The following is a 23,824-nucleotide window of genomic DNA, read 5'->3' as shown; positions in this document are numbered from 1 at the left end:
AGCGAGCCCGTGGGCGGGCCACCGGACTTGAGGCCGGGCCAATGGACCCGAGGCCGGGCTGTCGAATCTGGGCGTTCAGGCCGAAGGATCGCGCGTAGGCGGTTGGGCCGCGCATAGACCGCCGGGCCGAGCGTCAGGCGGCGGCCGGCAGGTCGGGGCGCAGCGGCCAGGCGGGATCGCAGATCTCGTCCGAGCCGTTGAGCGCGAACCACGCCTGAAGCCCGCGGGCCTGCGCCGCGTACCAGACCGTCTGGCGGGCGTGCAGCTCGGCCGGGGTCAGCGTCTCGAGGCGCGAGGCGAACCGGCGCCCCACCGCCCGCACCACGTGCAGCGCGGCCGATGCGTCCGCCCCCGCGTCATGCGCGCCCGTCAGCTCCACTCCGTAGTGCTCACACAGATCGATCAGGGTGCGGCGGCCCTTGCGGTAGCGGTCCAGGTGTTTGTCCAGTACGCGCGGATCCAGCACGCTCATCGAGCGCAGCGAAAGATAGCCCGCCAGGCTGGAGTTGCGATGTCGCTTCAACTCCCGGTCCAGCAGCGTCAGATCGAACGGCGCGTTCATGATCACCAGCGGGGTGCCCCGCGAGATCTGGTCCGCTATCGCCCGCGCCACCTCGTCCATCACCGGCGCCGGCCACCTGCCGTGCTGCTGGAGATGAGCGTCGGTCAGACCGTGTATCTCGGTGGCGGCCGGCGGCACCGGCACACCCGGACTCACCAGCCAGCGCCGGACTTCGGGGAGACTTCCGGTCCCGCGCTGCACCACCAGGGCCGCCGATACGATCCGGTCATGCTCGACATCGACACCCGTGGTCTCCGTGTCAAAGGCGGCGAGCGGCCCTTCGAACCAGGACGGCATGGCCTCAACTCCTCGTGCGCTTCCCGTCGATGACATCTGTGTCCCGCCCCGACCAGGTGATACCCGGAGGGGGGACCTCGAACCGCCGCTGTTTGCCGAGGTCCTGACGCGGAGACAACACAGGTGTACGAAGCCGGCGACGACCGGAAGGCGTCACGGACATGACGCTCGCGAAACCCGACCCGGCCCCGGCGGCGACCGGCCTCGCCCTGAGCGGATCACCCCCCGTGCGTGGCCAGATCGCCACCACCGCTTGTTTGGAGACCCTCCAGGTGGGCTATCTGCACGCGGTGGCCGCCGCCGCGGGCTGCTCACTGGCCCAGCCCTTTCCCGACCACGGCATCGACTGGCATGTCAGCCACAGCGCGCGCGGCCACGCCGTGGACGACGAGGTCACCATCAAGGTGCAGCTCAAGGCCACGTACCAGATCGCACCGGCCCCCGCGGGGCCGACCTTCGCCTTCACACTCGACAACGACCACCTGGTCAAGCTGGCCCGCAGACCGGTCTCCGTACACAAGATCCTGGTGGTGATGATCGTGCCGCGCGGCCAGGAGGACTGGCTGCGCGCCGGGCATGACCGCCTGTCCCTGCGCCACTGCTGCTACTGGATCAATCTGGCCGGCCACCCGGTCACGGGCCGCCGCCGGACCACTGTGCGGATCCCGACCTCGCGGATCTTCGACGACCGTGCGCTCTGCGAGATCATGACCCGGGTCGGGGCGGGAGGGAGACCGTGATGGACCGACCATGGCCCCAGGACGACGCGGCGCCACCAGCGTCGGTCCCGCACCCCGACGAGGTCGATCCGGCCGTCCTCGGCGCCCTGCTCGCCCGGCACGGCTGGCGCCGCCGCGGCGGCGCACCGGGGCGCTACGCCCGCTGGACCCCGCCCGGCCGGCTCGCGGGCGGCACCAGCCTGCTGGTGCCCGAGAGCCGGGACTTCCCCGACAGCGCCGATCTGCTCGGCGAGGCGCTGATCGCGCTCAGCCGCAGCGCCGCCCCCTCCGCCCGTGAGGTGCTCACCGGCCTCACCGTGCCCAGCGATGAGATCCGCTGGCGGCGCGAGGTGCCCGAATCCCGCGGTGGCACCTCCGCCTGGACCGCGCAGGAGCGGCTGCGCGCCGCCGCCCGCGACACCCTGGTGGCCGCCGCGCTCGCAGCCCGGGGCCGGGCGGGCTACTACGGTGCCCGGCACCGCCGCGCGGCCGAGGCGTCCCTGGAGCGGGTGCTGACCGGGCCCCCGGGCGCCGAGTCCGGCGGCCGTGAGCTGACCGTCTTCATGCCGGTCGAGGAGGACGGCCGCGCCACCGCGGTCACCCTGCTGCGCGCGCTGTACGCCCTCCGTGAGGCCGCCGACTACCACCGGACGACCGGCGGCATGGAGGCGTATGACGCCGCGGTCGCGGCCGGGGTCTGCCGTGAGCTGACCGAGGCCGTGATCGCGCTGGTCCAGGGCACGGAGGGGGCGCGGGTGGCGCTGGAGTGGTCTCCGGGCGCCGGTCCGCCGCCGGGGTTCGCGGCCCGGCCCGATCCGGTGGAGTTCTCGCCCGGCGATCTCCCGGGGCTGCGGGAGGCGGGCGCCCGTTATGTCCGGGACGAGCCGTCCGTACCCGTGAGCGTCACCGGTGCGGTGGTGCGGCTGCGCCGTACCGGCCCCGGCGGCCCCGGCACGGTGCGGCTGCGGGTGCTCTCCGGGGCGGATGTCGCCCAGGTGCGGATCACCCTGGACGAGGAGGGCTACCGGATCGCCGGCCATGCCCATCTGGTGGGGCTGCCGATCCGGGTGCGGGGGCGGCTGGAGAGCCGCGGCGGCTTCCGGCGGCTCAGCGGAGCCACCGGCGTCACCCCGGTCGAGGTGGACGAGGCCGAGCGGGACCGGCTGGTCAAATCGCTCCAGGAGAACCTGGACTTCTTCGAGGAGGCGTGCGGCGGCGGCCCCTGAACCGCCGACCCGGCCCTCGGGGCCGGTGGCGGTGGCCGCCCCGCGCGGTGACGGCCTCCACAACCGTTTCGCGGTCGCGCCCGTCGGCTCGGTACGATTCACGCTGCGCGGCATTCGCCGCGGTGAGCCATCCATCAGTCAGGAGAGACCGGTGTCAGACGTCCGTGTGATCATCCAACGCGATTCCGAGCGGGAAGAACGCGTGGTGGCCACGGGCACTACGACGGCGGACCTCTTCACCGGCGACCGCTCGATCGTCGCCGTGCGCGTGGGCGGACAGCTCAAGGACCTGGCGTACCAGCCGGCCGAGGGCGATGAGATCGAGCCGGTGGAGATCACCAGCCAGGACGGTCTGGACATCCTGCGCCACTCCACCGCGCATGTCATGGCCCAGGCGGTGCAGGAGCTGTTCCCGGAGGCGAAGCTGGGCATCGGCCCGCCGATCAAGGACGGCTTCTACTACGACTTCGACGTCGAGACCCCGTTCCACCCGGACGACCTCAAGCGCATCGAGAAGAAGATGCAGGAGATCCAGAAGCGGGGGCAGCGGTTCTCCCGCCGCGCGGTCACCGACGAGGCGGCACGCGAGGAGCTCTCCGCCGAGCCGTACAAGCTGGAGCTGATCGGGCTCAAGGGCTCGGCCGCCGACGCCGCCGAGGGTGCGTCCGCCGAGGTCGGCGCGGGTGAGCTGACCATCTACGACAACCTCGACGCCAAGACCGGCGAGCTGTGCTGGAAGGACCTGTGCCGCGGTCCGCACCTGCCGACCACGCGGTACATCCCGGCCTTCAAGCTGATGCGCAGCGCCGCCGCGTACTGGCGGGGCAGCGAGAAGAACCCCCAGCTCCAGCGGATCTACGGCACCGCCTGGCCGACCAAGGACGAGCTCAAGGCGTATCTGGACTTCCTCGCCGAGGCCGAGAAGCGCGACCACCGCAAGCTGGGCGCCGAGCTGGACCTGTTCTCCTTCCCCGACGAGCTGGGCTCCGGCCTCGCGGTGTTCCACCCCAAGGGCGGCGTGATCCGCAAGGAGATGGAGCAGTACTCGCGGAAGCGGCACGAGGAGGCGGGATACGAGTTCGTCAACACCCCGCACATCACCAAGGCCAAGCTCTTCGAGACCTCCGGCCATCTGCCGCACTACATGGACGGCATGTTCCCGCCCATGGAGTTCGAGGGCCAGGACTACTACCTCAAGGCCATGAACTGCCCGATGCACAACCTGGTCTTCCGGGCGCGCGGGCGGTCCTACCGAGAGCTGCCCCTGAGGCTGTTCGAGTTCGGCACGGTCTACCGCTACGAGAAGTCCGGTGTCGTCCACGGCCTGACCCGGGCCCGGGGCTTCACCCAGGACGACTCGCACATCTACTGCACCAAGGAGCAGATGGCCGATGAGCTCGACAATCTGCTCACCTTCGTGCTGGACCTGCTCCGTGACTACGGTCTGAGCGACTTCTATCTGGAGCTGTCCACCCGGGACGACTCCGACAAGTTCATGGGCAGCGACGACCAGTGGGAAGAGGCCACCGAGGAGCTGCGCAAGGCCGCCGAGAAGCAGGGCCTCGAGCTGGTCATGGACCCGGGTGGCGCGGCCTTCTACGGCCCCAAGATCTCGGTCCAGGCCCGGGACGCGATCGGCCGCACCTGGCAGATGTCGACCATCCAGGTCGACTTCAACCAGCCGGCCCGGTTCGAGCTGGAGTACACCGCGGCGGACGGCTCGCGGCAGCAGCCCGTCATGATCCACCGGGCGCTCTTCGGCTCGATCGAGCGCTTCTTCGCGGTGCTGCTGGAGCACTACGCGGGCGCCTTCCCGGTGTGGCTCGCCCCGGTCCAGGCGGTGGGCATCCCGATCGGCGACACCCATGTGCCGTACCTGGAGGAGTTCGCCGCGCAGGCCAAGGCGAAGGGCCTGCGGATGGAGGTGGACTCGTCCTCGGACCGGATGCAGAAGAAGATCCGCAACGCCCAGAAGAGCAAGATCCCGTTCATGGTGATCGCCGGTGATGAGGACGTCGCGAACGGTGCGGTGAGCTTCCGCTATCGCGACGGCTCGCAGAAGAACGGCATCCCGATCGACGAGGCGCTGGCCGAGATCGCCGACGCCGTGGAGCGCCGGATCCAGGTCTGATCCACAGCGGTCTCCACCGAGGCCGCGGGATTTCCGAGGGGTGGCCCTGACCAGGGCCACCCCTCGGCTCTTCCTCACCTCTTGCGGGCGAATATGCTGGCCCGCATGACGAGTGAGCCGGAACAGCAGATCGGAGTGGGGACGCCTGACGCGTTCCAGCGCCTGTGGACACCCCATCGGATGGCCTACATCCAGGGGGAGAACAAGCCGACCGGCCCGGGCGCGGGCGACGGCTGTCCGTTCTGCTCCATTCCGGAGAAGTCCGACGAGGACGGCTTGATCATCGCCCGTGGCGACTCCGTGTATGCCGTGCTCAATCTGTACCCGTACACCGGTGGCCACCTCATGGTCGTCCCGTTCCGGCATATCGCCGACTACACCGATCTCACCGCCGAGGAGACGATCGAGCTGGCGGAGTACACCAAGGCGGCCATGACCGCGCTCCGTACCGCCTCGGGCGCGCACGGTTTCAACATCGGCATGAACCAAGGGACCGTGGCCGGTGCCGGGATCGCGGCGCATCTGCATCAGCATGTGGTGCCGCGCTGGGGCGGGGACACCAACTTCATGCCCGTCATCGGCAGCACCAAGGTGCTGCCGCAACTCCTCGCCGACACCCGCCGGTTGCTCGCCGACGCCTGGCCCCAGCCGGGGGCCTGACCGACCGCCCCACGGGGAGGACGGACCCATGGGAGAGGGGCCGGGCCGCGCGGCCCGGCCCCTCTCCCATACCGCGGCTTACGCGTCGTACAGATCGGCCTTCCTCGGGGCCGCGTCCTGGACCTGGCCGCTGAGCGCCAGCGAGCGGTTGCCGAAGCGCTCGGTGTCCACGCCGTGGTGCTTGAGCACCCCGATGGCCGCCTCATGGACCACCCGCAGCACCGGAGTGGCGGCGCGCAGCGCGTCGTCCGCCATGAAGCGGTGCCGCCAGGGCTTGTCCGCCCAGGCGTGCCGCAGACCGAACGGCTCGGGCAGGACCAGCTTGCCGCCGAGGTGGTCGAGGATCGGCGGATACCAGGTGAAGGGGGCGCGCACGGCCAGCCGCACGACCTCCTTCGCGTTCACCAGCGGCAGCGGGATGGACTTGGTCTCCCAGAACCGGAAGGTCTTGGCGACCGTCTTGCTGGGCGCCGAGGGCTTGCTGGTGAACAGCGGGTGCACCGGCCCCAGCGCATGCCCGGTGACCTCGATCCGCATCGTCTTGTGCAGCAGGGTCACCGTGATCATCAAGGTGATCACCAGCTGGCCGTCCCAGAGCACGAACTGCACACCCAGGTAGTGCCGGTCACCGGCGCCGAACTGCTGCTGGTCGCAGATCCGCTGGAGTTCGACGCCCTTTATCTGGAAGCCCTCCTCCTCGGAGGTGCCGCCGCGCGACACCGCCCCTGCCTTCTCGCCGATCGGCGAGACCACCCAGTGGCGCACAGAGGGAGGGGGGAAGCCGCCGGTGTGCAGCGGGGTGCGCTCCAGCATGCGCAGCTGGTCATGGATCGCCCGTATGACATCCCAGCTGCGGAAGGGGTCGATCTCCTTGTCGGGGTCGGCCGAGACCAGGTCCTCGGCCAGCTGCCAGCTGCCCCAGCGGGTGCCCATGCCCAATATGCCCTTGGGGCCGGCGTAGAAGACCACATTGCTGTACTGCTCGGCGGTGAGCTTGTGGAGCGCCTTGCGCAGCTCCTCGGCGGAGGTCTGGCCCGGGTGGTTGGGCACCGTCTCGGGGACCTTGGCGCCGACGCCGCCGCCGGAGAGCAGCCCGCCCCAGGAGTCCCGGAGGTCCTTGGCGGTGCGCTCGCAGATCTGCTTGGCGATGTACCAGCCGATCACCGGGGCGACCACGACGCCCCGCAGATAGATCCCCCAGAAGCCGGTGAAGGGGAGCTTGATCAGGAAGATGAGGACCATCACGCCGAGCGCCACCAGCAGTGCCGTGCCGAGCGCCCCCATCCGCTTGTCCTGGGCCCCGGCGATCGAGCGGCGCAGCTGGAAGGCGCCGAGCCAGAGCAGCACCCCGGGCAGGAACAGCAGCCCGAAGACCACCATGACGACGGTGAGCCGGGCGTCCCGGGTCTTGCGGATGCGGTTGGCGGCCAGACAGTGCTCGACCACCGTCTGCGGCTCCATACCGAAGGACTGGATCACCTGGCCCCGGCCGCCGCCGAGCATTCTCGTCTGGACGGCGCGCGCGAACGCCTCGCCCAGATTCGGCTCGAAGAGCGAGATCTTCGGCGCCTTGACGGCCGAGACCGTCCACTCCGAATTGGCGTCCAGCAACTTTGCCACGGGGTCGTCGCGGTAGGCGGCCGAGGCGAGTGCCTGGGTCGCCGCCGTCTGTCCCGCCGCTCCCGACAGGGGAACCTGCGCCCCGGGACTGAAGTCGAATCCGTCCGTCACCAACGCCCCCAATACGGCACGCTCTTGCGCTGCGACCTCAGCGTATCCGGGGTGTGCACCACCTGTCGCCAGGGCGTGTGCGGCCTGTGGAAAACCCTCGTGCGGAAGACCGCCCCCGGAACCGGCTCCTGACCGCCTCCGGACCCGCCTCCTGACCGGCTCCGGACCCCTCTCCAGACCCACCGGTGACCAGCGGACGGCGAAGGCCCGCCCGCCCCGGCGCGGTTGGGGCGGGCGGGCCGTGAATTACGCCACGGGCAGGCGATGGAGTACGCCCCGGACGGGCCGCGAAATACGCCCCGGACGGGTGGAACACCCCACGGGCGGGTCGTGAACTACGCCTCGGCGGCGACCTGTTCGCGCATGCGCTCGGCCTGCTGCTGGGGCATCGGCTCATGCCGGGCGTAGGAGCGGCTGAACCGTCCCGTGCCATGCGAAAGCGATCGCAGATCGATCGCGTACCGACCGATCTCGATCTCCGGCACATCTGCCTTGATCAAGGTCTGTCCGCCGCCCGACTGTTCGGTGCCGACGACCCGGCCGCGCCGTCCGGACAGATCGCTCATCACGGCACCGACATAGTCGTCCGAGACCAGCACGCCCAGCTCCACCACCGGTTCCAGCAGGTCGATCCGGGCGTCGGCGGCCGCCTCGCGCAGCGCCAGCGCGCCCGCCGTCTGGAAGGCGGCGTCGGAGGAGTCCACCGAATGCGCCTTGCCGTCCAGCAGCGTGACCCGCACGTCGACCAGCGGGTATCCGGCGGCGACGCCGCGCGCCGCCTGGTAGCGCACGCCCTTCTCGACGGACGGGATGAACTGCCGGGGCACCGCGCCGCCGACGACCTTGTCCACGAACTCGATGCCCGAGCCCTCCGGCAGCGGCTCCACCTCGATCTCGCAGATCGCGTACTGGCCGTGGCCTCCGGACTGCTTGACGTGGCGGCCGCGCCCGGCCGACTTCCCCGCGAAGGTCTCGCGCAGCGAGACCTTGTACGGCACCGCGTCCACCTGGACGCCGTACCGGCTGCGCAGCCGCTCCAGCGCGACATCCATATGCGCCTCACCCAGGCACCACAGCACCACCTGGTGGGTGTCCGGGTTCTGCTCCAGGCGCATCGTCGGGTCCTCGGCGACCAGCCGGGACAGGCCCAGCGACAGCTTGTCCTCGTCCGGTTTGCTGTGCGCCTGGATGGCCACGGGCAGCAGCGGATCGGGCATCTGCCAGGGCTCCATGAGGAGCGGCCGGTCCTTGGCCGAGAGGGTGTCCCCGGTCTCGGCGCGGGTCAGCTTGGCCACGCACGCCAGATCGCCCGCGATGGCCTGGGCGAGGGTGCGCTGCTGCTTGCCGAAGGGCGCGGACAGGGCGCCGACCCGCTCGTCCACGTCATGGTCCTCATGGCCGCGGTCCTCCAGACCGTGCCCGGACACATGGACGGTCTCGTCGGGGCGGAGCGTGCCGGAGAAGACCCGCACCAGGGAGATCCGGCCGACATAGGGATCGGAGGAGGTCTTGACCACCTCGGCGGCCAGCGGGCCGTTCGGATCGCAGCTCAGCGAGGGGCGTGAGGCGCCCTGCGGGGTGGTGACGTGGGGCGTCTCGCGCTCCAGCGGGGACGGGAAGCCGCCGGTCACCAGGTCCAGCAGTTCGATGGTGCCCAGGCCCTGCTTGGATCCCTCCGCGGCGGGCGCGGCCGCCAGCACGGGGTGGAAGGCGCCGCGGGCGACGGCCTTCTCCAGGTCCTCGATCAGCGTCTTGACGTCGATCTCCGCACCGCCGAGATAGCGGTCCATGAGGGTCTCGTCCTCGCTCTCGGAGATGATCCCCTCGATGAGCCGGGCGCGGGCCTCCTCGACCAGCGGCAGCTGGTCCTCCCGGGGCGGCGATTCGGCGCGCACCCCCGAGGAGTAGTCGAAGACGCGCTGGGTCAGGAGCCCGATGAGCCCGGTCACGGGGGCGTGCCCGTCCGGCCCCGGCTCGCCCCGCAGGGGCAGGTACAGCGGCAGTACGGCGTCGGGGTCGTCGCCGCCGAAGCTCTCCCGGCACAGCTCGGTCATCTCCTCGAAGCTGGCGCGGGCCGCTTCCAGGTGTGTGATCACGATGGCGCGCGGCATCCCGACCGCCGCGCACTCGTCCCAGATCATGCGGGTGGCCCCGGTGATGCCCAGGGCGTCCTGGGCGGCCGAGACAACGAAAAGGGCCGCGTCCGCCGCTCGCAGACCGGCCCTGAGTTCCCCGACGAAATCGGCGTATCCCGGGGTATCCAGGAGATTGATCTTCATCCCGCCCCATTCGACGGGGACCAGCGACAGCTGGACCGAACGCTGCTGTCGGTGTTCGATCTCGTCGTAGTCGGAGAGACAGCCGCCGTCCTCGACCCTGCCCGCCCGGTTGACCGCGCCCGTCGCCAGCGCGAGGGCCTCCACCAGCGTCGTCTTTCCGGTCCCACTGTGGCCGACCAGAACCACATTCCGCAGGGAGCTGGGCCGGTCGGCCGCCACTGCCCTTCCGGCGGCCCCTGGGTGCGTACTCGTCTTGTCGCCCATGTGTCTCGCCTCCCGGTCGACACCTTGCGATACTTCGAGCTTTCCACCGCTGTAACGGTGCGTCCATACGTCACACATGGGGCCGTAGCGCGCACGGGGTCGCGCAGCTGTCCGACAGGTGCACGGCGCCCCTCCGGGGCGTGGCTACGATGGGCGCGCCGGTGGTCTCTTGACCATCCGGCCCGTATCGACCCTTCGGGAAGGCCATGCTGAACAAGTACGCGCGTGCGTTCTTCACGCGTGTTCTCACACCGTTCGCCGCCCTGCTGATCCGTCTCGGGGTCAGCCCCGACGCGGTGACCCTCACCGGCACCGCCGGAGTCTGCGCGGGCGCACTGGTCTTCTATCCACGGGGGGAGTTCTTCTGGGGCACCGTCGTCATCACGCTGTTCGTCTTCTCCGATCTGGTCGACGGCAATATGGCGCGACAGCTGGGGCGCTCGAGCCGCTGGGGCGCGTTCCTGGACTCCACACTGGACCGGGTGGCGGACGGCGCGATCTTCGGCGGCCTGACGTTGTGGTACGCGGGCCAAGGGGACGACAATGTGCTGTGTGCGGTGACGATCTTCTGCCTCGCCAGCGGCCAGGTGGTCTCGTACACCAAGGCGCGCGGCGAGAGCATCGGGCTGCCGGTGAACGTCAACGGGCTGGTGGAGCGTGCCGAGCGGCTGGTGATCTCGCTGGTGGCCTGCGGCTTCTCCGGTCTGCACAAGTTCGGCGTACCGCATATCGAGATCCTGCTCCCGATCGCGCTGTGGATCGTGGCCGCCGGCAGTGCGGTGACCCTCGTCCAGCGGGTGGTGACCGTGCGCCGGGAGGCCGCCGAGGCGGACGCCGGGGAGCGGGCGGTGCCCCAGGGGGGCGATACGCGGTGAAGGACAGGCTGACCGACGCGCTGTACGGACTCGGCTGGAGCACGGTCAAGAAGCTCCCGGAGCCGGTCGCCGTGCGCCTCGGGCAGCGCATCGCCGATGAGACGTGGAAGCGGCGCGGCAAGGGCGTGCTGCGCCTGGAGGCCAATCTGGCGCGAGTGGTGCCGGATGCCCCGCCGAGTCGGCTGGCCGAGCTGTCGCGGGCGGGCATGCGCTCGTACCTGCGCTACTGGATGGAGTCCTTCCGGCTTCCGACGTGGAGCCCGCGGCGCATACAGGACGGCTTCGACGTCAAGGACCTGCACTATCTGGTGGACGGCCTCGCCGAAGGCCGGGGCGTGGTCCTGGCGCTGCCGCACATGGGCAACTACGACCTCGCCGGTGCCTGGGTGACCACCCATCTGGGGGTGCCCTTCACCACGGTCGCGGAGCGGCTGAAGCCGGAGTCGCTGTACGACCGGTTCGTGGCCTACCGCGAGGGGCTGGGCATGGAGGTGCTGCCGCACCAGGGCGGGAGCGCCTTCGGGACGCTCGCGCGGCGGCTGCGCTCGGGCGGTCTGGTGTGCCTGGTCGCCGACCGCGATCTGTCGGCCTCCGGTGTGGAGGTGTCGTTCTTCGGCGAGCGGGCGAAGATGCCCGCCGGGCCCGCCGCGCTCGCCCTCCAGACCGGCGCGCCGCTGCTGCCGGTGACCCTCTGGTACGACGAGTCCCCGGTGATGCGGGGGCGGGTGCACCCGCCGGTCGAGGTGCCCGCGGACGGGAACCGCGCGGAGCGGATCGCCGTCATGGCCCAGGAGACGGCCGACGCCTTCGCCGCCGGGATCGCCGAGCACCCGGAGGACTGGCACATGCTTCAGCGGCTGTGGCCGGCGGACCTGGACGGCGGTCCCGGAGCTTCCGGAAAGCCCGGCGGTCCCGGAGATCCTGGCGGTCCCGGAAGCCCGGGACGTCCTGGAATGGAGAAGCCTTGAGGATCGGGATCGTCTGCCCGTACTCCTGGGACGTCCCAGGTGGCGTCCAGTTCCATATCCGAGATCTGGCCGACCATCTGATCCGGCGCGGCCACCAGGTCTCCGTGCTGGCCCCGGCGGACGACGAGACGCCGCTGCCGCCGTACGTGGTCTCCGCGGGGCGCGCCGTCCCGGTGCCGTACAACGGCTCGGTGGCCCGGCTGAACTTCGGCTTCCTGTCGGCCGCGCGGGTGCGCCGCTGGCTGCACGACGGCGCCTTCGACGTCATCCACATCCACGAGCCCACCTCGCCCTCGCTGGGGCTGCTGTCCTGCTGGGCGGCCCAGGGGCCGATCGTCGCGACGTTCCACACCTCTAATCCGCGCTCCCGGGCCATGATCGCGGCGTATCCGATCCTCCAGCCCGCCCTGGAGAAGATCAGCGCGCGCATCGCGGTCAGCGAATACGCGCGCCGGACGCTGGTGGAGCACCTCGGCGGCGACGCGGTGGTCATCCCCAACGGCGTCGATGTGGGCTTCTTCGCCGACGCCGAGCCGAAGGAGGAGTGGCAGGGCGAGACGCTCGGCTTCATGGGTCGGATCGATGAGCCCCGTAAGGGGCTGCCGGTGCTGATGCGCGCCCTGCCGAAGATCTTCGAGGCCCGGCCGGGGGCGCGGCTGCTGGTCGCCGGGCGCGGCGACGAGAAGGAGGCCGTGGCCGATCTGCCGGCGCCGCTGCGGGAGCGCGTCGAGTTCCTGGGGATGGTCAGCGACGAGGACAAGGCGCGGCTGCTGCGCAGCGTCGACGTCTATGTCGCGCCCAATACGGGCGGCGAGAGCTTCGGGATCATCCTCGTCGAGGCCATGTCGGCGGGCGCCGCGGTCCTCGCCAGCGATCTGGACGCGTTCGCCCAGGTGCTGGACGGGGGAGCGGCGGGTGAGCTGTTCGCCAACGAGGACGCCGACGCGCTGGCGGCGGCCGCGGTACGGCTGCTGGGGGACGAGAAGCGGCTGGCCGAGCTGCGGGAGCGGGGCAGCCGGCACGTACGGCGGTTCGACTGGTCGATGGTGGGGGCGGACATCCTCGCGGTCTACGAGACGGTGACGGACGGGGCGGCGTCCGTGGCCGCCGACGACCGTACGGGGCTGTGGGCGCGTCTGGGGCTCGCCAGGGACTGAGCGCTCCGCCGGCAGCGCCGGGAGGCCGGCGCTCGTACGCGGCGCCGTCGTGGCCGAGCGCGCCCACGCGGCGGAGCCCCGCACATCGACACGGCCCCGCGCCCCTTCAGGGGGCTCTGAACGGCTGTACGGGGCCCCACACCGCCGCATCGAGCGGCCCCGGCGGAGAGCTCCACCCCGGACTTCCGCGGGCGGCAGACGGTAGCGTGGCGGGCCGTGAGCACCTCCTTGATCTGGATCGCGGTCGCGCTGGTCGTCATCGCCGTCTACCTGAGCTGGACCGCGGGACGACTCGACCGGCTGCACAGCCGTCTGGACGCGGCGCGCGCCGCACTCGACGCGCAGCTGCTGCGGCGTGCCTCCGTGGCCCAGGAGCTGGCCACCGCGGGGGTGCTCGACCCCGCCGCGTCGATCGTGCTGTACCAGGCCGCGCACGCCGCCCGGCAGTCCGAGGAGGAGCACCGCGAGGTCGCCGAGAGCGAGCTGAGCCAGGCGCTGCGGGCCGTCTTCCAGGACAGCGCGCAGGCCGAGGCGGTACGGGAGGCGCCGGGCGGCGAGGACGCGCTGGGGGAGCTCACGGAGGCGGTGCGGCGGGTGCCGATGGCCCGGCGGTTCCACAACGACGCGGTACGCGCGGCGCGGGCGCTGCGCCGCCATCGCATGGTGCGCTGGTTCCGGCTGGCGGGCCATGCGCCGTTCCCGCTCGCCTTCGAGATGGACGACGAGCCCCCGGCGGCCCTGGGGCGGGTGCGGGGGACCGAGGAGGCCGAGCGCTGAAGAGGCGAGCGAAGAGGCGCGTTGGGCTGACATGGCGCGTGGTCCGGAAGAGGCCGGGCGCTGAATGAGCTCGTGGCTGACGGCGGGGCACACGGCGCCGTTCGCACACTGAGGATTCACCGGCCGCTTCGAGCCACCGGCCTTCGATTGGCCCTTGTCGAGCCCGGCCCCGACCGGCTTTTGTCATCCGTGTAGCACACATGCTCATGACCTGGACCAGATGGCCGGGTCATGTATCGGTATCGAACGGCCCTACGATGGGCTCATCGCACTTTTCATTATTGAGTGAGGTCAAACCGTGTCCATCACGCCCGCCAGCACGTCCAACTCCGACGCCCCCGCGACCGGCACCGCCCGCGTCAAGCGCGGTATGGCCGAGCAGCTCAAGGGTGGCGTGATCATGGACGTCGTCACCCCCGAGCAGGCCAAGGTCGCCGAGGACGCCGGTGCCGTCGCGGTCATGGCCCTCGAGCGGGTGCCGGCCGACATCCGTAAGGACGGCGGTGTGGCCCGGATGTCCGACCCGGACATGATCGAGGGCATCATCAGCGCCGTCTCCATCCCGGTCATGGCCAAGTCGCGGATCGGCCACTTCGTCGAGGCGCAGGTCCTCCAGGCGCTCGGTGTCGACTACATCGACGAGTCCGAGGTGCTCACCCCGGCCGACGAGGTCAATCACAGCGACAAGTGGTCCTTCACCACCCCGTTCGTCTGTGGGGCCACCAACCTGGGCGAGGCGCTGCGCCGTATCGCCGAGGGTGCGGCGATGATCCGTTCCAAGGGCGAGGCCGGCACCGGCAACGTCGTCGAGGCGGTGCGGCACCTGCGTCAGATCAAGGGCGAGATCGCCCGGCTGCGCGGTCTGGACAACCATGAGCTCTACGCGGCCGCCAAGGAGATCCGCGCCCCGTACGAGCTGGTCGCCGAGATCGCGCAGACCGGCAAGCTGCCGGTCGTGCTGTTCTCCGCCGGCGGTGTCGCCACCCCGGCCGACGCCGCGCTCATGCGCCAGCTCGGCGCCGAGGGCGTGTTCGTCGGCTCCGGCATCTTCAAGTCGGGCGACCCGGCCAAGCGCGCCGCCGCGATCGTGAAGGCCACCACCTTCTACGACGACCCCAAGGTCATCGCGGACGCGTCCCGGAACCTCGGCGAGGCCATGGTCGGCATCAACTGCGACACCCTCCCCGAGTCCGAGCGCTACGCCAGCCGCGGCTGGTAACCGGCGCCCGTACGGCGCACACGGCACCACGCGCCCGGCGTACCGGCCCGGCGTGTGGTGCCCCTGACGTTCGAGAGGTCTTCGCTTCCGTGACTACGTCGTCCATACCGGCCGCGTCCTCCGCCGACACCCCCGTGGTCGGTGTGCTCGCCCTCCAGGGCGATGTCCGCGAGCATCTCGCCGCGCTCACCGCGGCCGGGGCCACGGCCCGGCAGGTCCGCCGCCCCGAGGAACTCGCCGAGGTCGCCGGCCTGGTGATCCCCGGGGGCGAGTCGACCACCATGTCCAAGCTGGCGATCGTCTTCGGGCTGCTGGAGCCGCTGCGCGAGCGGGTCCGGGCCGGGATGCCGGTGTACGGTACCTGCGCGGGCATGATCATGCTCGCGGACAAGATCCTCGACGGCCGGGACGACCAGGAGACCATCGGCGGCATCGACATGATCGTGCGCCGTAACGCCTTCGGCCGTCAGAACGAGTCGTTCGAGGCCGAGGTCGACATCGACGGCATCGACGGCGGCCCGGTCGAGGGGGTCTTCATCCGCGCGCCGTGGGTCGAGTCCGTGGGCGGCGGGGCCGAGGTGCTCGCGACGTTCGACGGGCACACCGTCGCCGTCCGGCAGGGCAACGTCCTGGCGACCTCGTTCCACCCCGAGCTGACCGGCGACCATCGGGTGCACCAGCTCTTCGTAGAGATGGTGCTGCGCGCGTAGCGCTCGGTTGAGGGTGGTGGTGGGCGACGGGAGGGCGGTGCTGCGCGCGTAGCGCTCGGTTGAGGGTGGTGGGGGGCGACGGGAGGGCGGTGCTGCGCGCGTAGCGCTCGGTCGCGGGTGGTGGGGCTGGTCCGCGCCGCGGGCCGAGCCTATCCCGGTAGGATCGCAGGCGTTCGTACAGCAATGGGTTACGCGAAGGAGACAGGCGGATGTCCGGCCACTCTAAATGGGCTACGACGAAGCACAAGAAGGCCGTGATCGATGCCAAGCGCGGCAAGCTCTTCGCGAAGCTGATCAAGAACGTCGAGGTTGCGGCCCGTATGGGCGGCGCCGACCCGGAGGGCAACCCGACGCTCTTCGACGCCATCCAGAAGGCGAAGAAGCAGTCGGTTCCGAACAAGAACATCGACAGCGCGGTCAAGCGCGGTGCCGGTCTCGAGGCCGGTGGCGCCGAGTACGAGACGATCATGTACGAGGGCTATGGCCCCAACGGCGTGGCCGTGCTCATCGAGTGTCTGACCGACAACCGCAACCGCGCGGCCTCCGACGTCCGCGTCGCGATGACGCGCAACGGCGGTTCGATGGCCGACCCGGGCTCCGTGTCGTACCTCTTCAACCGTAAGGGCGTCGTCATCGTCCCCAAGGGCGAACTCACCGAGGACGATGTGCTGGGCGCGGTCCTGGACGCGGGCGCCGAGGAGGTCAACGACCTCGGTGAGTCCTTCGAGGTCATCAGCGAGGCCACCGACCTGGTCGCGGTCCGCACCTCCCTCCAGGAGGCCGACATCGACTACGACTCGGCCGAGGCCAACTTCGTGCCCACGATGCAGGTCCAGCTCGAGGAGGACGCCGCGCGCAAGATCTTCAAGCTGATCGACGCCCTCGAGGACAGCGACGACGTGCAGAACGTCTTCGCCAACTTCGACGTCTCCGACGAGGTCATGGCCAAGGTGGACGCCTGACGGCGGATCGGCACGGCGGTCGACGAACGGGACGGGCCGGCGGGGCAGCACCCCACCGGCCCGTCGGCGTTGTCCGCCGGTGTTGTCGGCGGCAGCCGCTAGCCTGCAAGAACAGGTGACCGAAGCAGCGGTGAGGGGAGGGGCGCGGTGCGTGTGCTGGGCGTGGACCCGGGGCTGACCCGGTGCGGCGTCGGCGTGGTGGAGGGGGTCGCGGGCCGCCCGCTGCGGATGCTCGGCGTCGGGGTCATACGGAGCGGGGCGGATGCCGCGGTCGCCGAGCGGCTCGTCCTCATCGAGCGCGGCATCGAGGAGTGGCTGGACGCCCACCGGCCCGAATTCGTGGCCGTGGAGCGGGTGTTCAGCCAGCACAACGTACGCACCGTCATGGGCACCGCCCAGGCCAGCGCCGTCGCGATGCTGTGCGCGGCCCGCCGTGGGCTCCCGGTCGCGCTGCACACCCCCAGCGAGGTCAAGGCGGCCGTCACCGGATCGGGGCGCGCCGACAAGGCGCAGGTCGGCTCGATGGTGACCCGGCTGCTGCGGCTGGACGCACCGCCCAAACCGGCCGACGCCGCCGACGCCCTGGCGCTCGCCATCTGCCATATCTGGCGGGCTCCCGCGACCAACCGCCTCCAGCAGGCCGTCGCCGCCCACCGCACCACGAATGCCGCCCGCACCACGAATGCCGCCCGCACCACGGGTACCGCCCGCGCCACCAGTACCGCCCGCACCCCGGATACCTCTCGCCCCGCGGGCACCGCGCGCACCACGAAAGGCCGTAGCTCATGATCGCGTTCGTCTCCGGTCCGGTGGCGGCCGTCGCCCCGGACACCGCCGTGATCGAGGTCGGCGGGGTCGGGATGGCGGTCCAGTGCACCCCGGCCACCCTGTCCGGGCTGCGCGTCGGGCAGCCGGCCCGGCTGGCCACCTCCCTCGTCGTCCGTGAGGACTCGCTGACCCTCTACGGCTTCGCCGACGACGACGAGCGCCAGGTCTTCGAGCTGCTCCAGACCGCCAGCGGGGTCGGCCCCCGGCTGGCCCAGGCCATGCTGGCCGTGCACTCCCCGGACGCGCTGCGGCTCGCGGTGTCCACCGGGGACGAGAAGGCGCTCACCGCCGTCCCCGGTATCGGCAAGAAGGGGGCGCAGCGGCTGCTGTTGGAGTTCAAGGACCGGCTCGGCGAGCCGCTCGGCTCCACCGTGCCCGGCGCCCGCTCCGCGGCCGCCCCTGGCTGGAGCGACCAGCTGCACACCGCGCTGGTCGGCCTCGGCTACGCCACCCGGGAGGCCGACGAGGCGGTGGCCGCCGTCACCCCGAGGGCCGAGGAGACGGTGGCCGCGGGCGGCACGCCCCACGTGGCTCAGCTGCTGCGGGCCGCCCTGCAAACCCTGAACCGCACCCGGTGAACCACCGCGGCCGCGGCAGGCCGCGACCGGCGGCACCCCTTCGGACGACATCGCGAGGCTGAACGCAGTGAACTGGGACGAGACCCCACCGGCCACCGCCGACGACGCCCCGCCCGGCACGGGCGGCAGGCTGGTGGGCGCCGACGCCGACGGCGACGACCAGGCGGTGGAGGCCGCGCTGCGCCCGAAGGACCTCGGCGAGTTCGTGGGGCAGGAGCGGGTGCGCGAGCAGCTGGACCTGGTGCTCAAGGCGGCCCGGCAGCGTGGCGGCACCGCCGACCATGTGCTGCTCTCCGGCGCGCCCGGACTGGGCAAGACCTCTCTCTCCATGATCATCGCCGCCGAGATGGGCGCCCCGATCCGGATCACCTCCGGCCCCGCCATCCAGCACGCCGGCGATCTGGCCGCGATCCTCTCCTCGCTCACCGAGGGCGAGGTGCTCTTCCTCGACGAGATCCACCGGATGTCCCGGCCCGCCGAGGAGATGCTCTACATGGCGATGGAGGACTTCCGCGTCGACGTCATCGTCGGCAAGGGGCCAGGTGCCACCGCCATTCCGCTGGAGCTGCCGCCGTTCACGCTGGTCGGCGCCACCACCCGGGCCGGGCTGCTGCCGCCCCCGCTGCGCGACCGCTTCGGCTTCACCGGCCATATGGAGTTCTACGCCCCGGCGGAGCTGGAGCGGGTCGTCCACCGCTCGGCCGGGCTGCTCGATGTGACCATCGGGACCGAGGGCGCGTCCGAGATCGCGGGCCGCTCCCGCGGCACCCCCCGGATCGCCAACCGTCTGCTGCGCCGGGTGCGTGACTACGCCCAGGTCAAGGCGGACGGCGTGATCACCCGGGAGATCGCCGCCAGCGCCCTCGCCGTGTACGACGTGGACGAGCGCGGCCTGGACCGGCTGGACCGGGCGGTGCTCAGCGCCCTGCTCAAGCTGTTCGGCGGCGGCCCGGTGGGCCTGTCGACCCTGGCGGTCGCGGTGGGGGAGGAGCGCGAGACGGTCGAGGAGGTCGCCGAGCCCTTCCTGGTCCGGGAGGGGCTGCTGGCCCGTACGCCCCGGGGCCGGATCGGCACCCCGGCGGCCTGGGCCCATATGGGGCTCACCCCGCCGCCGCAGACCGCGGGCGGCGCCCAGGCGGGGCTCTTCGACACATGAGACGGCATGCCGGGGGATGTGGGCCGCATGCCCAGAGGATGACGGGGCAAGACGCACCATGAGGGGCATGCGGGGCCATCGCGGGCCATAAGCGCTCGCTTACCCTGCATCATGGCGTAGAGGACCAATAATGGCGGGGTCAGGAACCCCGGTACCGCGCCGGGCGTTGTTCCATTGGCGTGGGCTCGCTTAGACTCCGCCGATGCCGTCCGTATGCCGTCCGCTCACTGTGCGGTATACCCACCCCCGTAGACCAGGCCGCTCCCCGCGGTCGTGTGAAGGAATTTCCGTCCCGTGAATATCGTGACTCTCCTGCCGTTCATCGTGCTTATCGGGGCCATGTTCCTGATGACGCGTTCGGCCAAGAACAAGCAGCGCCAGGCCCAGCAGATGCGCAATGACATGCAGCCGGGCTCCGGCGTGCGGACCATCGGCGGCATGTATGCGACGGTCAAGGAGGTCCACGACGACACGGTCCTCCTCGAGGTGGCCCCCGGCGTACACGCGATCTACGCGAAGAACTCCGTGGGGGCCGTCCTGTCGGACACCGAGTACAACCACATCGTGCACGGCATCGACCCCGACGACGAGGACGCCACCGACACCCCTGTCGTTCCCGACGACGCCTCCTCGCTGACCGAGTCCGTCGATGCCGACGGTGACTCCGCCGACAAGGCCGACGCGCTCGAGAAGACCGACGCGCTCGAGAAGGCTGACACGGTCGAAAAGGCCGAGGCGGCCGAGAAGACCGATGCGGTCGAGAAGGCCGACGAGGCGGACGAGAAGACGGACGTCAAGAAGATCGACCTCGGCAAGGACGACACCGCCGCGGCGGCCACCTCCGAGGACGACAAGCGGGACGGCGGCACCGACGCGAAGTAAGTCCGTCATCCGGGAACCGCGGCGCGCCCTCGATCGGTGCGCCGCGGTTCCCTGGACGGTCTAGGCTCCGGCGGGGGCTCGTCCCCACAAGACTTCGTGGCCGCCCCGCGCACACCCGATGCGGGGCGGTTGGACAGGGAGATACGAGAAGGTGGCAGCACCGAAGAAGGGCCGCAGGTCCTCCGGGTCACAGGGCAGGCCCGGGCGCGCCTTGGCCGTCATCCTGATCGCCATCGTGGGACTGACCGGAGGCATGTTCGCCTCCGGTCACACCACGCCGCGACTGGGTATCGATCTCGCGGGCGGCACCAGCTTCACGCTGGAGGCCAAGAACCAACCGGGCAAGCCCAACGCGATCAACACGGACAATATGAACACCGCCGTGAGCATCATCGAGCGGCGGGTCAACGGTCTGGGTGTGTCCGAGGCCGAGGTCCAGACGCAGGGCGAGAAGCACATCATCGTCAACATCCCCAAGGGGACGAACGCGAAACAGGCCCGGCAGCAGGTCGGCACCACCGCCCAGCTCTACTTCCGGCCGGTGGCCACGACCACCAGCGGTCAGAAGACCCCCGACCCCAGCTCCACCCCCAACCCGTCCGCCAGCGGCAAGGGCAATGACAAGGGCGACGACAAGGGCGGCAAGCCGTCCGGCACGCCGTCGGCTCCGTCCTCCTCCGCCAGCCCCAGCACCCAGGGGCGGGCCCTCTCCGAGGGCCTGAAGGCCGACGAGACGCCCAGCGGGTCCCAGAGCCCCTCGCCGTCGAAGACCCCCAAGGCCGACCCGTCCAAGAAGCCCTCCGGCTCCGACAGCCAGGAGGAGCTGGCCAAGCAGTTCGCGAACCTGGACTGCACCACCACGGCGGGACGCGCCGCGGCGGCCGAGAAGGCGGCCAACGCCAAGCCGAGCGAGTCCGTGCTGGCGTGCAGCGAGAAGGGCGACGCCAAGTTCGTCCTCGGCCCCTCCGAGGTCGAGGGCACCGATGTGGACGACGCCTCGGCGGTCTTCGAGAGCCAGAACGGGGCGGGCTGGATCGTCCAGCTCGACTTCAACGGTAGGGGCTCCAAGAAGTTCGCCAAGACCACCGGTGAGCTCACCACCAAGCAGTCCCCGCAGAACCGCTTCGCGATCGTCCTGGACGGCGCGGTCGTCTCCGACCCCGAGGTCACCCAGGGCGCCATCACCGGCGGCCGGGCCACCATCTCCGGCGGCTTCACCCAGCAGAGCGCCGAGAACCTGGCCAACGTGCTGTCCTACGGTGCGCTGCCGCTGTCCTTCGACATCGCGGACGAGACCACCGTCTCCGCCGCGCTCGGCGGCGAGCAGCTGGACGCCGGTCTGATCGCCGGTGCCATCGGCCTCGCGCTTGTCGTGATCTACCTGGTGGTCTACTACCGCGGTCTGGCCCTCGTGGCCATGGCCAGCCTCGGGGTCTCCGCGATCCTGACGTACACGATCATGGTGCTGCTCGGTCCGGGTATCGGCTTCGCGCTGAACCTCCCGGCGGTCTGCGGCGCGATCGTGGCCATCGGTATCACCGCCGACTCGTTCATCGTCTACTTCGAACGGATCCGCGACGAGATCCGGGAGGGCCGCTCGCTGCGCCCCGCCGTCGAGCGCGGCTGGCCGCGGGCCCGGCGCACCATCCTGGTGTCCGACTTCGTGTCGTTCCTGGCCGCCGCGGTGCTCTACATCGTCACCGTCGGCAAGGTGCAGGGCTTCGCCTTCACCCTGGGGCTGACCACGCTGCTCGACGTCGCCGTGGTGTTCCTCTTCACCAAGCCGCTGATGACGATCCTCGCCCGCCGCCCGTTCTTCGGGAACGGCCACGCGTGGTCCGGGCTGGACCCCAAGCGCCTCGGGGTCGCGCCGCCGCTGCGCCGTCGCCGTCCCGCCGCCCCCGGCCCCGCCGACACGAAGGAGGCGTGAGATGTCGCGACTCGGCACTCTCGGCGCCAGGCTCTACCGAGGCGAGGTCGGCTACGACTTCGTCGGTAAGCGGAAGATCTGGTACGGCATCTCGATACTGATCACCATCACGGCCATCGTGGGCCTGGCGGTGCGCGGCCTCAACATGGGCATCGAGTTCTCCGGCGGCGCGGTCTTCACCACCCCCAACACCAAGATCTCGAGCACCGAAGTGCGCCAGGCGGCCGAGGACGCGGCCGGCGGCCACACCGTCGTCGTCCAGGAGCTCGGCCGCGGCGGTCTGCGGGTCCAGATCAGCGAGCTGGACACCAAGGAGGCCGTGCCGGTCCAGGAGGGGCTCGCCAAGGAGCTGGGCGTCTCGACCAGCAAGATCGACACCCAGCTGGTCGGCCCGAGCTGGGGCGAGCAGATCGCCAGCAAGGCATGGCAGGGTCTGGCGATCTTCATGGTGCTGGTGGTGATCTATCTCGCCATCGCCTTCGAGTGGCGGATGGCGCTGGCCGCCCTGATCGCGCTGGTCCACGACCTCACCATCACCGTCGGCGTCTACGCGCTGGTCGGCTTCGAGGTCACCCCGGGCACCGTGATCGGTCTGCTGACGATCCTCGGTTATTCGCTCTACGACACCGTCGTGGTCTTCGACGGTCTCAAGGAAGCGTCGAAGGACATCACCAAGCAGACCCGCTTCACCTACAGCGAAATCGCCAACCGCAGCCTCAACTCGACCCTGGTGCGATCCATCAACACCACGGTCGTGGCGCTGCTGCCGGTCGGCGCGCTGCTGTTCATCGGCGGCGGTCTGCTGGGCGCGGGCATGCTCAACGACATCTCGCTGGCGCTCTTCGTCGGCCTCGCCGCCGGCGCGTACTCCTCGATCTTCATCGCGACCCCGCTGGTCGCCGATCTGAAGGAGCGCGATTCGAGGATGAAGGCCCTGGCCAAGCGGGTGAAGGCCAAGCGTGCGGCGACGGCCAAGGCCGAGGCCGCGGACCCGGCGGCCGAGGAGGACGACGCGCCCGCCCTGGAGGACGCCGCCGCGGCCCCCGCCGGGGTCGTCGGCCAGCGCCGCCAGCCCGCCTCCCGCAACCGGGGGCGCGGCAGGCCCTCGGGCAAGCGGCGCTGAGCGGGGGAGCCTGAACCATGACGGAGACCACGCGGACCCCGGCCGACGGCGCCCCGGACGGATTCGGCGGCCCCGCCGCCGAGGAGCTGCGCACGCTGCTGCTCAGCCGGATCCAGGACGTGCCGGACTACCCCAAGCCGGGCGTGATGTTCAAGGACATCACCCCGCTGCTCGCCGACGCCGCGGCCTTCGGCGCGCTGACCGAGGCGCTCGCCGAGCTGTGCGTCCGGCACCGGGCGGACAAGGTGGTGGGCCTGGAGGCGCGCGGCTTCATCCTCGCCGCCCCGGCCGCCGTCCGCGCCGGAATCGGCTTCGTACCGGTCCGTAAGGCCGGCAAGCTCCCCGGGGCGACGCTCGGCCAGGCGTACGAGCTGGAGTACGGCACCGCGGAGATCGAGATACACGCCGACGCGCTGGCGCCCGGCGACCGGGTCCTGGTGATCGACGACGTGCTGGCCACCGGCGGCACCGCCGAGGCGTCCCTCCAACTCATCCGGCGGGCCGGGGCCCGGATCGCCGGGGTCGCCGTGCTGCTGGAGCTCGGCTTCCTCGACGGCCGCGGCCGTCTGCTGGGCGCGCTCGACAGCGCCCCGCTGGAGGCCCTGATCACGGTCTGAGCCGGGTTACGGGCCCGCGTACCGGGCCGAGACGACCGCCGGAGGGCGGGGACGGCGCACCGCCGGTTCCCCGCCCTCCGTCATGCCGCCCTCCTGCCCAGGTCAGGCCCGGCTTCGCGGTCGAGAGGCAAGCGGAGTGGCGGGATCGATACCATGGCAGCCCGACCTTTAGA

21 protein-coding genes are annotated in these 23,824 nt (G+C 71.0%); 18 read left to right on the top strand and 3 right to left on the bottom strand.

Going from position 1 to position 23,824, the window contains the following annotated elements; all coding sequences use genetic code 11:
- Positions 1-133: 133 nt before the first annotated feature.
- Positions 134-859, bottom strand: coding sequence for a 3'-5' exonuclease (locus NQU54_RS18630; protein ID WP_069869749.1), 726 nt, complete (start codon positions 857-859; stop codon positions 134-136).
- A 161-nt stretch (positions 860-1,020) separates the two neighbouring features.
- Between NQU54_RS18630 and NQU54_RS18625 the strand changes: the two genes are divergently transcribed.
- From NQU54_RS18625 to NQU54_RS18610, 4 genes are all read left to right on the top strand, one after another.
- Entirely contained in the window at positions 1,021-1,599 is a 579-nt protein-coding gene (locus NQU54_RS18625; RefSeq protein ID WP_257632032.1) for a DUF4365 domain-containing protein, read from the top strand.
- Positions 1,599-2,804, top strand: a complete 1,206-nt coding sequence (locus NQU54_RS18620; protein ID WP_257632031.1) for a hypothetical protein — start codon at positions 1,599-1,601, stop codon at positions 2,802-2,804. The genes NQU54_RS18625 and NQU54_RS18620 overlap by 1 nt, the downstream gene beginning before the upstream one ends.
- A 151-nt stretch (positions 2,805-2,955) precedes the next feature.
- On the top strand, positions 2,956-4,935 hold the full coding sequence (thrS, locus tag NQU54_RS18615; RefSeq protein WP_174883265.1) for a threonine--tRNA ligase: 1,980 nt from the start codon (positions 2,956-2,958) through the stop codon (positions 4,933-4,935).
- 93 nt (positions 4,936-5,028) lie between these two features.
- Positions 5,029-5,595 carry an HIT family protein gene (locus NQU54_RS18610; RefSeq protein ID WP_167505589.1) on the top strand — a complete coding sequence of 189 codons (567 nt, stop codon included), beginning with the start codon at positions 5,029-5,031 and terminating at the stop codon, positions 5,593-5,595.
- Positions 5,596-5,673: 78 nt separating this feature from the next.
- Here the strand turns inward: NQU54_RS18610 and NQU54_RS18605 are convergent, their stop codons facing one another.
- Both NQU54_RS18605 and NQU54_RS18600 read right to left on the bottom strand, forming a co-directional pair.
- Entirely contained in the window at positions 5,674-7,326 is a 1,653-nt protein-coding gene (locus tag NQU54_RS18605) for an AbeC-like domain-containing protein (RefSeq protein ID WP_176742966.1), read from the bottom strand.
- A 335-nt stretch (positions 7,327-7,661) separates the two neighbouring features.
- A complete protein-coding gene (locus NQU54_RS18600; protein WP_069869754.1) occupies positions 7,662-9,869 on the bottom strand; it encodes an elongation factor G-like protein EF-G2 in 2,208 nt (735 codons plus the stop codon).
- A 206-nt stretch (positions 9,870-10,075) separates the two neighbouring features.
- Here NQU54_RS18600 and pgsA point away from each other — a divergent pair, with 206 nt between their 5' ends.
- From pgsA to NQU54_RS18530, 14 genes are all read left to right on the top strand, one after another.
- Positions 10,076-10,744: a phosphatidylinositol phosphate synthase gene (gene pgsA, locus NQU54_RS18595; RefSeq protein ID WP_257632030.1), complete on the top strand. Its 669-nt coding sequence runs from the start codon at positions 10,076-10,078 to the stop codon at positions 10,742-10,744.
- The gene (locus NQU54_RS18590) at positions 10,741-11,712 is read left to right on the top strand and encodes a phosphatidylinositol mannoside acyltransferase (RefSeq protein WP_257632029.1); all 972 of its coding nucleotides are present in this window, start codon (positions 10,741-10,743) and stop codon (positions 11,710-11,712) included. Before pgsA ends, NQU54_RS18590 begins: the two co-directional genes overlap by 4 nt.
- Positions 11,709-12,869, top strand: a complete 1,161-nt coding sequence (locus tag NQU54_RS18585) for a glycosyltransferase family 4 protein (RefSeq protein WP_257632028.1) — start codon at positions 11,709-11,711, stop codon at positions 12,867-12,869. Before NQU54_RS18590 ends, NQU54_RS18585 begins: the two co-directional genes overlap by 4 nt.
- Before the next feature lie 216 nt (positions 12,870-13,085).
- Positions 13,086-13,646 (top strand): hypothetical protein, encoded by a 561-nt coding sequence (locus tag NQU54_RS18580; protein ID WP_257632027.1) that lies wholly within the window; start codon positions 13,086-13,088, stop codon positions 13,644-13,646.
- Between the two features lie 298 nt (positions 13,647-13,944).
- Complete coding sequence (gene pdxS, locus NQU54_RS18575) at positions 13,945-14,865, top strand: pyridoxal 5'-phosphate synthase lyase subunit PdxS (RefSeq protein ID WP_079153527.1); 921 nt, start codon at positions 13,945-13,947, stop codon at positions 14,863-14,865.
- Between the two features lie 89 nt (positions 14,866-14,954).
- Entirely contained in the window at positions 14,955-15,575 is a 621-nt protein-coding gene (gene pdxT, locus NQU54_RS18570) for a pyridoxal 5'-phosphate synthase glutaminase subunit PdxT (protein WP_257632026.1), read from the top strand.
- Positions 15,576-15,784: 209 nt separating this feature from the next.
- Positions 15,785-16,537 (top strand): YebC/PmpR family DNA-binding transcriptional regulator, encoded by a 753-nt coding sequence (locus tag NQU54_RS18565; RefSeq protein WP_069869759.1) that lies wholly within the window; start codon positions 15,785-15,787, stop codon positions 16,535-16,537.
- A gap of 147 nt (positions 16,538-16,684) precedes the next feature.
- Positions 16,685-17,326 carry a crossover junction endodeoxyribonuclease RuvC gene (ruvC, locus tag NQU54_RS18560; RefSeq protein ID WP_257632025.1) on the top strand — a complete coding sequence of 214 codons (642 nt, stop codon included), beginning with the start codon at positions 16,685-16,687 and terminating at the stop codon, positions 17,324-17,326.
- On the top strand, positions 17,323-17,943 hold the full coding sequence (gene ruvA, locus NQU54_RS18555; RefSeq protein WP_257632024.1) for a Holliday junction branch migration protein RuvA: 621 nt from the start codon (positions 17,323-17,325) through the stop codon (positions 17,941-17,943). Before ruvC ends, ruvA begins: the two co-directional genes overlap by 4 nt.
- Positions 17,944-18,010: 67 nt before the next feature.
- Positions 18,011-19,099, top strand: coding sequence for a Holliday junction branch migration DNA helicase RuvB (gene ruvB, locus NQU54_RS18550; RefSeq protein ID WP_257632023.1), 1,089 nt, complete (start codon positions 18,011-18,013; stop codon positions 19,097-19,099).
- A gap of 294 nt (positions 19,100-19,393) precedes the next feature.
- Positions 19,394-19,981, top strand: coding sequence for a preprotein translocase subunit YajC (yajC, locus tag NQU54_RS18545; RefSeq protein ID WP_257632022.1), 588 nt, complete (start codon positions 19,394-19,396; stop codon positions 19,979-19,981).
- Between the two features lie 151 nt (positions 19,982-20,132).
- Positions 20,133-21,911 (top strand): protein translocase subunit SecD, encoded by a 1,779-nt coding sequence (secD, locus tag NQU54_RS18540; protein ID WP_257632021.1) that lies wholly within the window; start codon positions 20,133-20,135, stop codon positions 21,909-21,911.
- A gap of 1 nt (position 21,912) precedes the next feature.
- Positions 21,913-23,034, top strand: a complete 1,122-nt coding sequence (gene secF / locus NQU54_RS18535; protein WP_257632020.1) for a protein translocase subunit SecF — start codon at positions 21,913-21,915, stop codon at positions 23,032-23,034.
- 17 nt (positions 23,035-23,051) lie between these two features.
- A complete protein-coding gene (locus tag NQU54_RS18530; protein ID WP_257632019.1) occupies positions 23,052-23,651 on the top strand; it encodes an adenine phosphoribosyltransferase in 600 nt (199 codons plus the stop codon).
- Positions 23,652-23,824 lie beyond the last annotated feature (173 nt).

The organism is Streptomyces malaysiensis subsp. samsunensis (genome assembly GCF_024519315.1).
In the GTDB taxonomy this organism is placed as follows: Bacteria; Actinomycetota; Actinomycetes; order Streptomycetales; family Streptomycetaceae; genus Streptomyces; species Streptomyces malaysiensis.
This window is presented reverse-complemented; position numbering and strand designations above follow the sequence as displayed.

Excerpts from the sequence above, each read along its gene's own strand:
- NQU54_RS18600 (WP_069869754.1), bottom strand. The coding sequence starts at position 9,869 with ATGGGCGACAAGACGAGTACGCACCCAGGGGCCGCCGGAAGGGCAGTG.
- ruvA (WP_257632024.1), top strand. The coding sequence starts at position 17,323 with ATGATCGCGTTCGTCTCCGGTCCGGTGGCGGCCGTCGCCCCGGACACC.
- NQU54_RS18625 (WP_257632032.1), top strand. The coding sequence starts at position 1,021 with ATGACGCTCGCGAAACCCGACCCGGCCCCGGCGGCGACCGGCCTCGCC.
- NQU54_RS18530 (WP_257632019.1), top strand. The coding sequence starts at position 23,052 with ATGACGGAGACCACGCGGACCCCGGCCGACGGCGCCCCGGACGGATTC.
- NQU54_RS18565 (WP_069869759.1), top strand. The coding sequence starts at position 15,785 with ATGTCCGGCCACTCTAAATGGGCTACGACGAAGCACAAGAAGGCCGTG.
- NQU54_RS18610 (WP_167505589.1), top strand. The coding sequence starts at position 5,029 with ATGCTGGCCCGCATGACGAGTGAGCCGGAACAGCAGATCGGAGTGGGG.
- pgsA (WP_257632030.1), top strand. The coding sequence starts at position 10,076 with ATGCTGAACAAGTACGCGCGTGCGTTCTTCACGCGTGTTCTCACACCG.
- NQU54_RS18630 (WP_069869749.1), bottom strand. The coding sequence starts at position 859 with ATGCCGTCCTGGTTCGAAGGGCCGCTCGCCGCCTTTGACACGGAGACC.
- NQU54_RS18620 (WP_257632031.1), top strand. The coding sequence starts at position 1,599 with ATGGACCGACCATGGCCCCAGGACGACGCGGCGCCACCAGCGTCGGTC.
- secF (WP_257632020.1), top strand. The coding sequence starts at position 21,913 with ATGTCGCGACTCGGCACTCTCGGCGCCAGGCTCTACCGAGGCGAGGTC.